Consider the following 12,573-nt stretch of genomic DNA (forward strand, 5'->3'; position numbering starts at 1 on the left):
GCGCCTATCACCTTGGACATGTCACCTATACCTGGTCACTAGAGCGCTACACCCTCTGCACGATAGAATGATTTTGTCTCCCTTGTCACTTTCCGATGCGATCGAGTCATTTGGCCCGAGAGCGTCACAACGAGGGAGATAGTCATGAAAATTGTCATTATCGGCGGCACCGGGCTCATCGGGTCCAAGACCGCAGCGCGCTTGCGCAACAAAGGCCACGAGGTTCTGGCCGCGTCGCCCAACACCGGCGTCAACACCGTCACCGGCGAAGGAGTTGCGGAAGCGCTGGCCGGTGCCGAGGTCGTCATTGACCTTGCAAACGCACCATCGTGGGAAGACAAGGCTGTGCTTGAATTCTTCGAAACGGCCGGCCGCAACCTGCTCGCCGCCGATGCCAAGGCTGGTGTCAAACACCACATTGCCCTCTCGATCGTCGGAACGGCACGGCTGCCGGACAACGGGTACTTCAAGGCGAAGCTTGCCCAGGAGAGGCTGATCAAGGAATCATCCATCCCCTACACGATCGTCCACTCCACCCAGTTCATGGAATTTCTGAAGGGTATTGCCGACGAAGCGACGGTCGGCGCAGTCGCTCGTTTGTCACCGGCCGCTTTCCAGCCTATCGCCTCGGATGACGTTGCCGATGTGATGGCGGATGTCGCCCTCGGGAAGCCGCTAAACGGCACGATTGAGATTGCTGGTCCCGAGCGCGCTCCCATGAACGAGATCATTGCTCGGTACCTGAAAGCGGCCAACGACCCGCGGATGGTCGAGGCAGACGTCCATGCGCGCTATTTCGGATCTGAACTCAACGATCAGTCGATCGTGCCCGGCGAAAATGCGCGAATCGGCAAGGTCGGCTTCCAGGACTGGTTCCGTTCGTCCCAACAGCCGAAGTAAACTAAGCGTCGAACCATCTCTGGGCTGGTCTTTTGCCCAGCTTTCGAACGCACATATGCACTCAACAACCAAAGGGATGACGACAATGAAGTCAGCTTTGTTAACGATATTTGTGTCGGCTTCAGTTTGCCTACTTGGCACTTTGCCGGTTGCCGTCGCCGGAAACGCTGCAAAGGTCACATCGCTCATGAGCAAGGACCTTCCCAACTATCCCGGCAAGGAGGGGCTCATGATATCGGTCGAGTATGGGCCGGGAGGCTCCGACCCTGTCCACAAGCACGACGCAAATGCATTCGTCTACGTTCTCGAGGGTTCGATCGTGATGCAAGTCAAGGGAGAGAAAGAAGTCACATTGTCGCCGGGCGAGACTTTCTACGAAGGCCCCTCCGACATTCACCTGATCAGCCGCAATGCGAGCAAGACCAAACCGGCGAAATTCATCGTCGTGCTGCTCAAGAACAAGGACGCTCCGGTCGTCATGCCGGTGGAGTGACTCCCCAGGCTGGCGACAGTCCAATGTTTGCCAGATGCATGGCAGGGCTAAACCAGACCGCTGCCCAAGGCACGAGAGAGGGAACAAGTCGATGAAAATCACGGTTATGGGGGCGACCGGGCGAATCGGGACGCGCCTCGTAGAGAAACTTGGGCAGGCAGGCGCAGAGGCGACAGCTGCGTCCACCTCACTCGGCGTCAACAGTGTGACGGGGGAAGGCCTGCGAGCGGCCATAGTGGATTCCGACGTTGTCATCGACGTCACCAATGCCGCGTCGTTTGGCGACGACACGGCCCTGGATTTTTTCAAGGCTTCCACCCGGAACATGTTGGGTGCCTCAGCAGATGCGGGGGTCAGGCACTACCTAGCGCTTTCCGTGGTGGGAACACCGCGCCTTGTTGAAAGTGACTATTTCCGCGCGAAGATGGTGCAGGAAAATCTCATCAGGGCAGCGCGACGGCCCTATACCATCCTCCATTCCACGCAATTCTTCGAGTTTATCAGTGGCGTAGTCGACATGGGCGCAGACGGAGACGGCTTCCGGCTTCCCTCGGCATCAGTAAGGCCGATAGCTGCTGATAACGTCGCTGAGATGCTGGTCGAATTGGCGATGGGGGCAGCAAAGAACGATACCGTGGAGATCGGCGGGCACGACCAGTTCGGTCTCGACGAGATTGCACGTATGCACCTTGCAGCAAACGAAGACATGCGCCAGGTCGTGACAGATAACAGCGCCCGCTACTACGGCGTCGAACTGAACGACGACACATTGCTGCCGCTGGCGGGAGCGCGTGTCGGTTCGCTGAGCTATGTCGACTGGCTGTACCGTTCCATGGCCAATTAGACGTCTTCCGACATCGCCATCGACACCAGCGAACGGCCCAGCAAACTAGGAGACAAGGAGGGCTTCCGCCCTTCCCGAACCAAAACTGGGGATGGACATGAACGCAACCGACAGCCGCGTGTTTGCGGGAATTTCGGTTCCTGACACGCCGATTGTGACCCAAGCAATGGAGTATGCCCGGGAACGATGTGAACCGTGTCTGTTCAACCACGTTGTCCGCTTCTGGCTCTTTGCGGCACGGTCGGGACAAATTCAGTCCATCGAACACGAAGCGGAGGTGGTCGCCGTCGGCACGGTGCTCCACGACATCACGCTGAATGAGCGCTTCAACGGGCGAGGCGCTTCGAAGTTGAAGCCGCCGATATTGCCAGGACCGTTGAAGGGAATCGGGCTTCGACGAACGCCGGGCACAGCTGATCTGGGACAGAGTCGCTCTGAACTCGACGGCCTCAATCGACCTCTTTAAGGAGGCCGAGGTCGCGCGCTGTACAGCCGGTATCTGCCTTGGTGTGATCGGCTGGCAACCTCACGCCCGCCAACATCGAAAGGGACAACTGCAATGAATTCTCACAGGTAACGATCCCTATGCGTGAGACGTACGCAGCCTATACCACCGGGTGATTCACTCTCCATTGCAAACGCGAGTATTGAAATTCAATCAGGAAATCAGCAGGAGGTTAACATGAACTTGGACAACATTTCACATTCCGGTAGACCGGGGGCCGACGAGTTGGTTCCGTCGCGCTACGCGTTGAAGATCGGCGAGATTGACGTAATGGTGGTCAGCGATGGAGTGCTGACGCTGCCGGGCAAGATGTTGGGCCACAACGCCGACCCGACCGTCCGGGCGGCCTGGCTGGACTACAATTTCCTGCCGACGGAGATGCTGGATTGGGGGCTGAACGTGGTCGTGGTGCGCAGCGGCGGCCGGACCGTACTCATCGACGCCGGGCTGGGGGACGACCCAAACTTGAACTTGCCGAAGGCCGGGCAACTGGCCCATCGGCTGGTCGCCGCCGGCATCGATCTTCCGTCCGTGACCGACGTGGTGCTGACCCACATGCACATGGACCACATTGGCATGCTGCTCGTCGACGGGGTAAAGGACCAGTTGCGTAAGGACCTGCGAATCCACGTGGCGGAAGCCGAGCTCAAGTTCTGGACGCACCCCGATTTCTCCCACGTCTCCATGCCGCAGGGGTTCCCGGACGCGCTTCGGGCGGCCGCCAAGCGGTTCGCGGAAGAGTATCGCAGCAATCTGCAGACGTTCGAGGAGGAGTACGAGGTTGCGCCGGGGGTGGTCGTCACCCGCACCGGCGGCCACACACCCGGGCACAGCGTAGTACGCCTCGCGTCCGGCGGCGACCGTCTGATGTTCGCCGGCGATGCCGTGTTCGCTGTCGGGTTCGAGCACCCCGACTGGTTCAACGGCTTCGAACACGACCCCGAGGAGGCGGCCCGCGTTCGGATCCGCCTTTTGCGGGAGCTGTCGGCGAGCGGCGAGCTTCTGGTGGCCACTCACCTGCCGTTCCCATCCATCGGCCATGTGGCGGTCGAGGGCGATGCCTTTCGTTGGGTGCCTATCTTCTGGGACTACTGACCGCCTGTCGGATTAGGGCCGAACTAGACGACCGGCATTTGAACGAACGGATGGCCGGCGACAGGAAGGAGATCATCATGGACGTATACGAGGCAGTCAAAAGCCGACGGGCGGTGCGCGGATTCAAAAACGAACCCGTGTCGAGGGAGGTGCTTGAGCGCGTGCTATCCGCCGCAGCTTGGTCGCCGTCCGGATCGAACATTCAGCCGTGGAACACCTACGTGCTGACCGGCGCGCCGCTGGCCGAGCTCAAGACACGCGCCGTCGAGCGCGTGGCCCACGGCGACGCTTGGGACGAGCGGCAGTATGAGATGTACCCGCAAGTGCTGAAGTCTCCATATGGGGAGCGCCGATCCGCCTTCGGCAAGGAGCGCTACAGCGCGCTCGGCATTGCGCGCGAGGACTGGGAGGCGCGGCAGCGGGCAGCCATCGCCAACTGGAACTGTTTCGGCGCGCCCGCCGCCCTGTTCTGCTACATCGACCGCGACCTGGGCCGGCCCCAATGGGCCGACGTAGGCATGTATCTGCAGACCGTCATGCTGCTGCTCCGCGTCGAAGGACTGCACAGTTGCGCGCAGATGGCGTGGTCGCAGGTCCGCGAGACGGTCGCGGAGGTGCTGTCACCCCCGGACGGGCTCATCCTCTTTTGCGGCATGTCGATCGGGTACGAGGACCTCACGACAAGTTCCGCCCGTACGGGCCGCGCCCCGCTCCACGAGACGGTCACGTTCGTTGGCGGTTAGCCCGAATATCTCATAATAAGGAGTGCATCCGCACCAAGAGTCTGAGAAACTGCTTTTGCAACAAAGAGTTATCAGATTGAAAGACGGGGTCCGATGCAAACACAGTGTAATCTCGATCAGCGCGAATTTGAAAGCTACGATGGGTATAAAGTTGTGGCTGGTTTCGATGGCGGAGCGGTCACTTCGGATGCCGGTGCACGGTTGCTTCGCCATCTCGACAGGTCATCGGCCTGTGACCCGGAGCCGAAGATAGACCCCGCTGGAATCTGCGATAACGATCTGAAAACGTTGAAGATATTTAAAAGTACCGTGGTCAACACTTACGCCGGTCGTGGTCCCGCCACTAAATCGATTTACGAATGAGAATCAATAAGTTGCGCTCTGCCCAACAGGGGTCAAACTTCGGCTCCGTTTCACAGTCAGCGCTGGTACTGTCATCCGGACGTTCGTCTCCGAGCAAGTTGGTCTACCGATCTCAGGCAAGCTTTTCTTCGTCCTGGGGTTGTGTTAGTCCGTCTTATGTTGGGAAAGGTGCGCAGAACAGAGCCGATCAAGGACCCGCTTGGGATCGATCGGAAAGTTCAGGAGGGATAATGAAACCTGCAGCGGTCCGGCGAGATACGCCATTCTCACTTCGCCGCCTCTGAAGTCGGCAATTGACATGATTGCCCGAAGCCATTTGCCGTCAGGCTATCGGGGAAGCCGCCGCGCAGCCACAACTCGTCGATGTCGATAGAAGCCGCCCCGGCCTCTTCCACACCGATTGGCGGCATTTCGAGATAGATTATGCGCCCTGCCAGCGTCTCGGATACCTGTTGGATTAGGTCCAGGGACGCCGATCCCAGCAACAGAAATTGCATTGACCGCTCGCCGCCAGCGCGCCGATCGTCAACGATCCCGCGCAGCTCGGCAAACAGCGCCGGCAACCGCTGCACTTCATCCAGTACCGTCAAATGGCCGACTTGAGCCTGGAGGAACGTTTCCGCATCTTCCAGTTTGCGGCGGTCACCTATACGTTCCAGATCCAGATAAATTGTGCCTTTTATTCGGTCCGCAATCTTGCGGGCGAGTGTGGTCTAGCCAACCTGACGCGCGCTCAAGGGCAGTTTCGATAGAGGGGCGAGGTATCATCATTGCCGCAAATCACAAATCAGAGTTTCGAATTACGGTCAACATGACTCTGCCAAAAATGATTGAGGAAGACGTCCTCCGGCTGCCCATTTGATGGCGTCGAGGACGCCTTCACTCGCGGAACTCCATTGAAACGGCCGGGGAAGCTGGCAAACATCGCAGGCGCTGCTGCGCTAATGATAACGGTGCTCCCGGACAGTTGACCCGGTTGGCGCCGGCTGCAGCTGGCGGCAAAGTCATCAGATGCAAAAGCTGTGATCTTCAATGACCCCTATTCCTATGATGTCCGAAGTCGTTGATGTTAAGAAAATTCTTGCCCGCCGAACGGCGGTTCGTATCCCATCAAGGCGGTCACTATTCGCATCTGAGAAACCGGCTCCCCTCACCAGAACGGCGACAGGACCGGTATCGCGATCATAGTAAGGCCTCGGGTTCTTCGAGTTTGACGAAGGCAAGTGTCGTTGGTCGGCCAGATACGATCACGTGCGACGTGTCGACCTGGCTTTCCCGAAGCGCCGAGATAAGTTGTTTTCCGAACAGATCATTCCGGTCGACATGCCGGTTCGTATGCCCGGTCGTCTCCAAAGTAATTGCAGTGTTGAAGACGATCGCCGCCGGCATGAGGAACGAAGACCCTGCCTCCGTCGATTGTCGACGCCGGAATCATGTTAATCATCGCTTCGCCGCAGCAGAGAATCATTTCGAATACCTTTCAAGCACCTGCGGTGATGCAGTGGTTGAGATTTCCAGGCGATCGGGGTCGATATTCACGTAGCCGCGGCGCGTTCCACAAACCGCTCCGCCGTCGGCGAAGATCTCGACGATTCCGAAGTCATGAAACAGACGAAGGTCTTTCGCCTCGCCGAGCTCCGCCACATAGTGGATTGAGCCGTCGTCCTGGGCGAGGCGAATCGAAAGGATGCCGTCGGTGACGCACACCTCGAAAGAAAGCTCGCCACCTTTCGTCGCAACAAGCTTGCTGCCTTCGAGCGGCCCGGCAAGCCGGATTTCAATGGGAGCTTTCGGTAGCGAGTATTGGCCACTTTGGTTCTCAATTACAGGGTCGGCGGCAAAGCGCTCGTCGACTTCAATCGCTGGCAGCATGAGCAGCTTTTTCTTGTCTTCGCTCAGGCTTAAAACGCGCGGCAGGGACATCTCGCCGGAATAGGATGAACCCTCGGGCTTGCGGTATTCCCAGTTGAAAAGCCAGGCAAACGCCATCTGACGTCCGTCTGCCTCGAAACTCTGCATCGCGTAATAGTCAGTCCCGAAATCCAGCAATTGCAGGTCCGGCGTGTCGGGCACGAAATGGTCCTCGTTCAACTCACCGATCAGCGCGTAAAGAAGATTGTGGCGCCGTGTTCGTGGCTCGACATGGCCCACAAAGCCCATCACCAGAACCCACTTATCCCCCAGCCGAAGAAAATCCGGGCATTCGACCGCACGTGCGCCTTCTTGGCGGAAGTTAACCGGCGCACGGTAGAGCGGCCTGAGATATTGCCAATCGAGGCCATCGCCGGAGCCGAACAACAAGACCGCGGGATCGCCCTCGATCGATGCACCGAGTATCATGCGATAGGCGTTGGATGCGTCGTCCCACCAAACCTTTGGATCGCGGAAGTCGTGCTCGACCCCGTCGGGACGCTCCTCCAACACCGTCACAATGCCTTCCGCCTTGATCATCCGCCGATCTGGGCGCGCTATTTTCTGAATTTCCCGATAACCCTTGAAAAGGTCATAGGCGGGCAGGCGCTCGGTGTAAAAGAACATCAAGCTTCCATCGCGATCCCGAAAGGCGTTGCCGGAGAATGCGCCTCCTGTGGCGCCGAGACGCCACAGGTTCTGTTCTGGATGCAGAAATACCGGCATGTGAAGCCAATTGACCAGATCGCGGCTAGTCGCATGTCCCCAGTGCATCGGTCCCCAATCACTGCCGCTGGGATGGAATTGATAAAAAAGGTGCCATAGCTCGCCGTTCTTGCAGAGTCCTACGGGGTCGTTCATCCAATGCCGGATTGGCGAGAAATGGAGCGCAGGACGATCCGGATCGGACCGAAGCCAATCTTCAATGTCCGCACCGGTGCGTTGAAGGATCCCTTTTTCCGAAAATTCAAATACTGTTATACCGGTCTCGTTCACGGTTTGAGGCTGATACCCATAGGCCCAAAGAACAGCCTCCGGCGCATTGGTGACAATGGTGACCTTGCAAGCTTCCCTGTGGTGATACGTGAAAAACTCCGGATGGATGGCAGATGCCGGAGCCTGCCAAACCGCTTTACCGTCAATATTGATACGAAAAAAGCCGTCGCCCGCGGCCCAAAACTCCAAGCGGTACCCCGAGGGTAGGAATAGGTTTTGCTTCATCAACGGGCCTTCCCGTTGTCCATTTGGTTCGTCATGAACATAACTCCGAATAGTCACTGAATTTTCGACAGACGGTCTAGCTACGCGCGGTTTACATTGAAACTCCGCCGACTATTGCCCAGGAACCGGAGTGGCCCTGAATGCATTCATTGTCCTGTCGACCTTAACTTGGGTGCCATTGCCTGAATCCAAGATCGTATTTCCTGTAGATCCTTTTCGCACAAGGACAGCCGTTACTTCGAGCGTCTTCAAATTGTTTGTTGACAGCAATGCGCCGACCTGTGTCGAAAAACAGGCGCTGTTTGGCGCGTCGCTGACCTGCGACATTTCAGTTGTGGCCACGATGTGATTATTGGCTATGTAGTTGCCGGTACCGGAAACGACATTGATGATCACAGGCTTTGCGGCGAGAGGCTTGATGTACTCAGTATCGATCGTTTCTGAGATATGGTTCGCGATGATCGAATTGTTGCTGCCCTCGATGCGCAAAAGTCCGAACAGGTCATCCAGGCCGTTATCGTATTTCTGCATGGGCGCCCACGGCTCGCGATCTCGCAAGAAGTGATTTGAGGAGACCAGGTTTTCGCAGCAATTCTCGGCAAAAACCAGCATTCCGGGATAGAAGGAATGAAATCTGTTTCCCGTGACCGAGGAACGCACCACGCCGGAAAAATAGACGCTGCTGGCGCCTCGAGGGAAGACGTTGTTTGAAGAGACGAGAATGCCCCCATAATTTTCAGCGTAAATGGAGTGTCCCCTATATCCAGCTCCGACAAAATTACTCGCTATTCTTGAGGCCTGCCCCATACCTTTCAATTCGATACAGTTGCCGCACTCTGCAATGAAATTATTGTCTATCGCCAGCGCATCCGCGTCATGAACGGTCACGCCATGCTCCAGATAGATAAGGCCCATGCCCGTTATCCGGAACGAGTCGTTGGCGCTGCCCACATAGATTCCCGTTTTGCCGTTCCTGTAGGTATTTTCCGCGTCATCCTGCCCCGAACCGTCGTTCAGGAAATGCAGGCCATCAATGCAGAAATCGGCGAACTCCACGGAGCTTATGCGAGGATTGCCGGTGCGTCTGACATAAAACGCGGCTCCGGCAGCCTCGCCGTCGGCGTCGTCGGGTGACATGTCCACACATATGCGACTTCCGCCCGGCCACACTTCGCGCCACTGCGCCAGTTCGTCCGCGGGTGTGTTGAAACGGATGCTCGAAGACGTGAAACCATGTCCCGAGCCCGCAATCTTCAGATAGCTCACGTCTATGACGACCTGGGTGACAAGACGATAATCGCCTGGCGGAATATAGATCACTGCTCCAGGCTTTCCGCCGTCATTGCGGTCGGGAACCGCTTGCCGGCTCTTGATATCCGCAATGATGCTGTTGATGACCGCTCCGATATCCTCATGAGGGTTTCCTGCGGGATAGCGTGTTACGTCGTAGAAGTTTTCAGCTGCCATTGTTCATCTCTCCTCGGCCGTTTCCCGCTCCACGGCGAGAGCGAACCGATGTTCTTGATGGGCTTATCGTAAAGCCGCCTTGGGATATGCGTTCAACCGGCTCTCGTTGGCGTTGGAACAGGAGCCCGCGTACCGTCACCAGATGCTGGTGCGGCTATCGGGTTGAAAGAAATGGAGTTCGTCGGCATCGACAGCGATGCGCGCGATGTCACCTGCGCGGACAGTGCTCTTCGGCGAAAAGCGGGCGACAGCAGCCGCCTTTTCGTCACCGATGTCGGCGACGGCGTCCGGGTCGCCGGCATCCACACGGGTTGCGTCGATATACAGATGCACCATGGATTCAGACCCTAGCGCCTCGACAAGAGTGACCGGGGCCGAAATCTCGGCCGAAGAGGGCCGGATTGCGGCGTCGTTCATATGCTCGGGTCGGATACCAACAATGAGCTGACGGTTGGACGCACCGTTGAGCGAGGGGCGGTCCTCGAAAACCCGGTCAGGGATTTCCAAGTTGTTGCTGCCCAGGGTCAGCGTCCTTCCATTCAGAACGGCCTCGTACAGATTCATCGAGGGCGACCCGATAAAGGCGGCGACAAAGACATTGTCAGGACGATTGTACAGGTTTTGCGGTGTATCGACTTGTTGCAGCACGCCGCCTTTCATGACAGCGACACGGTCACCCATCGTCATCGCCTCGACCTGGTCGTGGGTCACGTAAATCGTAGTGACATTCAGTTTTCTTTGAAGACTGGCGATCTCGGCGCGCATTTGTACGCGCAGCTTGGCATCGAGGTTCGACAGCGGTTCATCCATCAGGAAGGCCGCTGGTTTGCGGACGATCGCCCGTCCCATGGCGACACGCTGACGCTGGCCTCCTGAAAGGAGTGCCGGCCTGCGGTCGAGCAAAGTCGTCAGTTCGAGGATGCGCGCGGCTTCGTCCACGCGGCTGGCAATCTCGGCCTTCGGCAGGCCTGCCATCAGCAAAGGAAAGCCAATGTTCTCCCGCACTGTCTTGTGCGGATAGAGCGCATAGGACTGGAAGACCATGGCGATGTCGCGATCCTTGGGATCGACATCGTTGACTAACCTGTCACCGATCCTCAGTTCACCGCTCGTAATGCTTTCCAGGCCAGCGATCATCCTGAGCGCGGTCGATTTCCCGCATCCGGACGGGCCGACGAAGACCATGAACTCGCCATCCCTGATCTCGAAGCTCAGATCGTGCAGAGCATGAAATCTGTTTCCGTAAACCTTGTTCATATTGCGCAGTTCTATGCCGGCCATGCCTTTGCCTCCCTCATCCCTTTACAGCGCCGAAAGTCAGGCCGCCGACGATTTGTTTTTGAAGTGCGAGCGTTACGATGATGACCGGCAGCGAGTAGAGGACGGCCGCAGCTGTCATCGCCCCCCAGGCAAGCCCATAGACCGAATTGTATTCGGCGATGACGATCGGAGCCGTTTTGGTCGCCTCGGACGTCAACAGAAGCGCGTAGAGGAATTCGTTCCAGCTCGTGATGAAGGTAAAGAGTGCGGTGACCGCTATCCCCCCTGTCATGACTGGAAGCACGATCTTTCGAAATGCCTGGAACCGTGTGCAGCCATCCATGCGCGCCGCTTCTTCGAGCTCTTCCGGTATGCCCTCGAAGAACGCGGACATGAGCAGCAGTGCCAGTGGTACCGCGGCCGACGTGTGAGCGAGAACCAGGCCTGGAATGGTATCGAGCAGACCCAGCGACTTCAGAAGCTGGAACAGCGGCACGCCGAGCGCCACAGACGGCACCATGCGTGTTACCAGTGCGAAGAGTAGGAAAATGGTGGTGATCCGACGCCGGTACTGCGTGGCAACGTAAGCAGCAGGCACCGCCACTGACAGCGAGAGAGCAGTCGTCAGCACCGCGACGGTGAGCGAATTGACGAAGGCCCTCGGCAAGGTTGAGGATCGCAGCACTTCGCGAAAGTTCTCGAACGATACGACAGCGGGAAAGAAGCTTGGCGGGATCTGCTGGACATCCGCCGCCGGCTTTATCGAGGTCATCAGGAGATAAATGTAAGGCAGCGCGTAGGATAGCACTAACACGAGGGCTGCCGCGTTGATCAGAATTCCGCTGAGATTGATGGGGGGAGCTCTACGCATGGACCGGCCTCCATATCTTCCAATAGGCGACGGTCGCCAAAATCATCATGACGATGAGAAACAACGTTCCGGACGCGGAAGCCTCGCCCAGATCGCCGAACCGAACCATGCGCTGGTAGATGTTCATCGAGAACACCTCAGAAGCATGACTGGGACCACCCTGTGTCTGTATCCAGATCAGGTCGAATGTCTTTGCAGCATCGACGCCCCGCACGATCACGACGACGGCGATCACCGGCCGCATCAGAGGAAGAGTGACATGCCAGAAGCGCTTGAACGCATTCGCCCCGTCGATCCGTGCTGCCTCCAGCAGATCCTTTGGGATGTTCGTCAGCCCGGCATAGGACACAAGGGCGACAAAGGAGGTCGTCAGCCAGATGTCGGCAAAGGAAACAGAATAGATAACGATATCTTCGCTGGACAACCATGCGATCGCTTCGGGATCGCTTATGAGACCCAAACGGACGAGCCCGTAGTTCAGAATGCCGATATTGCCGACGAGCAGAAAGCGCCACAGTAGACCCGCGACGATAGGCGGAACCATCAACGGCAGAGCGAAGATCGTGCGATGCCACCGCGATTGACCGGCAAGCGCCGAAAAAAGCAGCGCCGCACAGAAGCCAAACGTAAACTCGAAGAACAGCGCGAAGACCGAATACTGAACGGTCCGCAGAGCGCTTTCCACGACACGTTTCGAAGTCAAGGCATCGAAATAGTTCTGCAGGCCGACCCATTCGCGCATATGGGGCGTGATCGTATCGACCTTGAAAAAGGAGTCGAATACCAGGAGCCCCACCGGATAGGCAACCAGCAAGCCAAGGATGGCGACCGCAGGCGCGAGCATGCAAAGCACGAATCGGTCTTCACCCGACATGTCCGTCTCCGAAAGTTGAGTTCGCG

Annotated in this window: 13 protein-coding genes and 1 pseudogene; 7 read left to right on the top strand and 7 right to left on the bottom strand. The window is 57.6% G+C overall.

Translation table 11 applies throughout. From position 1 onward, the window contains the following. Nucleotides 1-144 precede the first annotated feature (144 nt). The 7 genes and pseudogenes from WI754_RS22855 to WI754_RS22885 form a co-directional block, all read left to right on the top strand. Nucleotides 145-900 carry an SDR family oxidoreductase gene (locus tag WI754_RS22855; protein ID WP_341487584.1) on the top strand — a complete coding sequence of 252 codons (756 nt, stop codon included), beginning with the start codon at nt 145-147 and terminating at the stop codon, nt 898-900. Nucleotides 901-985: 85 nt separating this feature from the next. After that, on the top strand, nt 986-1,393 hold the full coding sequence (locus tag WI754_RS22860) for a cupin domain-containing protein (RefSeq protein WP_341487585.1): 408 nt from the start codon (nt 986-988) through the stop codon (nt 1,391-1,393). 91 nt (nt 1,394-1,484) lie between these two features. Then, on the top strand, nt 1,485-2,237 hold the full coding sequence (locus WI754_RS22865) for an NAD(P)H-binding protein (protein ID WP_341487586.1): 753 nt from the start codon (nt 1,485-1,487) through the stop codon (nt 2,235-2,237). A gap of 97 nt (nt 2,238-2,334) precedes the next feature. After that, nucleotides 2,335-2,703: a hypothetical protein gene (locus WI754_RS22870; protein ID WP_341487587.1), complete on the top strand. Its 369-nt coding sequence runs from the start codon at nt 2,335-2,337 to the stop codon at nt 2,701-2,703. 216 nt (nt 2,704-2,919) lie between these two features. After that, on the top strand, nt 2,920-3,837 hold the full coding sequence (locus WI754_RS22875) for an MBL fold metallo-hydrolase (RefSeq protein WP_341487588.1): 918 nt from the start codon (nt 2,920-2,922) through the stop codon (nt 3,835-3,837). Nucleotides 3,838-3,914: 77 nt separating this feature from the next. Beyond that, a complete protein-coding gene (locus WI754_RS22880; RefSeq protein ID WP_341487589.1) occupies nt 3,915-4,580 on the top strand; it encodes a nitroreductase in 666 nt (221 codons plus the stop codon). A gap of 93 nt (nt 4,581-4,673) precedes the next feature. Further along, nucleotides 4,674-4,871: pseudogene (locus WI754_RS22885) on the top strand (hypothetical protein); the annotation flags it as partial. Between the two features lie 338 nt (nt 4,872-5,209). On the opposite strand, the gene WI754_RS22890 reads toward WI754_RS22885, so the two are convergent. The 7 genes from WI754_RS22890 to WI754_RS22920 form a co-directional block, all read right to left on the bottom strand. Continuing rightward, nucleotides 5,210-5,638 carry an AAA family ATPase gene (locus WI754_RS22890; protein ID WP_349438071.1) on the bottom strand — a complete coding sequence of 143 codons (429 nt, stop codon included), beginning with the start codon at nt 5,636-5,638 and terminating at the stop codon, nt 5,210-5,212. Between the two features lie 487 nt (nt 5,639-6,125). Continuing rightward, nucleotides 6,126-6,332: a hypothetical protein gene (locus tag WI754_RS22895; RefSeq protein WP_349438045.1), complete on the bottom strand. Its 207-nt coding sequence runs from the start codon at nt 6,330-6,332 to the stop codon at nt 6,126-6,128. Between the two features lie 75 nt (nt 6,333-6,407). Then, entirely contained in the window at nt 6,408-8,075 is a 1,668-nt protein-coding gene (locus WI754_RS22900; protein WP_341487591.1) for a glycoside hydrolase family 32 protein, read from the bottom strand. A gap of 111 nt (nt 8,076-8,186) precedes the next feature. Beyond that, nucleotides 8,187-9,542 carry a NosD domain-containing protein gene (locus WI754_RS22905; protein ID WP_341487592.1) on the bottom strand — a complete coding sequence of 452 codons (1,356 nt, stop codon included), beginning with the start codon at nt 9,540-9,542 and terminating at the stop codon, nt 8,187-8,189. A gap of 135 nt (nt 9,543-9,677) precedes the next feature. After that, nucleotides 9,678-10,823: a sn-glycerol-3-phosphate ABC transporter ATP-binding protein UgpC gene (ugpC, locus tag WI754_RS22910; RefSeq protein WP_341487593.1), complete on the bottom strand. Its 1,146-nt coding sequence runs from the start codon at nt 10,821-10,823 to the stop codon at nt 9,678-9,680. Between the two features lie 13 nt (nt 10,824-10,836). Beyond that, nucleotides 10,837-11,673, bottom strand: a complete 837-nt coding sequence (locus WI754_RS22915) for a carbohydrate ABC transporter permease (RefSeq protein WP_341487594.1) — start codon at nt 11,671-11,673, stop codon at nt 10,837-10,839. Further along, entirely contained in the window at nt 11,666-12,547 is an 882-nt protein-coding gene (locus WI754_RS22920; protein ID WP_341487595.1) for a sugar ABC transporter permease, read from the bottom strand. Before WI754_RS22920 ends, WI754_RS22915 begins: the two co-directional genes overlap by 8 nt. Nucleotides 12,548-12,573: the final 26 nt, after the last annotated feature.

The sequence above is a fragment of the Pararhizobium sp. A13 genome (genome assembly GCF_040126305.1).
GTDB lineage: Bacteria > Pseudomonadota > Alphaproteobacteria > Rhizobiales > Rhizobiaceae > Pararhizobium.

Excerpts from the sequence above, each read along its gene's own strand:
- WI754_RS22875 (WP_341487588.1), top strand. The coding sequence starts at position 2,920 with ATGAACTTGGACAACATTTCACATTCCGGTAGACCGGGGGCCGACGAG.
- WI754_RS22900 (WP_341487591.1), bottom strand. The coding sequence starts at position 8,075 with ATGAAGCAAAACCTATTCCTACCCTCGGGGTACCGCTTGGAGTTTTGG.
- WI754_RS22855 (WP_341487584.1), top strand. The coding sequence starts at position 145 with ATGAAAATTGTCATTATCGGCGGCACCGGGCTCATCGGGTCCAAGACC.
- WI754_RS22905 (WP_341487592.1), bottom strand. The coding sequence starts at position 9,542 with ATGGCAGCTGAAAACTTCTACGACGTAACACGCTATCCCGCAGGAAAC.
- WI754_RS22915 (WP_341487594.1), bottom strand. The coding sequence starts at position 11,673 with ATGCGTAGAGCTCCCCCCATCAATCTCAGCGGAATTCTGATCAACGCG.
- WI754_RS22920 (WP_341487595.1), bottom strand. The coding sequence starts at position 12,547 with ATGTCGGGTGAAGACCGATTCGTGCTTTGCATGCTCGCGCCTGCGGTC.
- WI754_RS22865 (WP_341487586.1), top strand. The coding sequence starts at position 1,485 with ATGAAAATCACGGTTATGGGGGCGACCGGGCGAATCGGGACGCGCCTC.
- WI754_RS22870 (WP_341487587.1), top strand. The coding sequence starts at position 2,335 with ATGAACGCAACCGACAGCCGCGTGTTTGCGGGAATTTCGGTTCCTGAC.
- ugpC (WP_341487593.1), bottom strand. The coding sequence starts at position 10,823 with ATGGCCGGCATAGAACTGCGCAATATGAACAAGGTTTACGGAAACAGA.
- WI754_RS22860 (WP_341487585.1), top strand. The coding sequence starts at position 986 with ATGAAGTCAGCTTTGTTAACGATATTTGTGTCGGCTTCAGTTTGCCTA.
- WI754_RS22895 (WP_349438045.1), bottom strand. The coding sequence starts at position 6,332 with ATGCCGGCGGCGATCGTCTTCAACACTGCAATTACTTTGGAGACGACC.
- WI754_RS22880 (WP_341487589.1), top strand. The coding sequence starts at position 3,915 with ATGGACGTATACGAGGCAGTCAAAAGCCGACGGGCGGTGCGCGGATTC.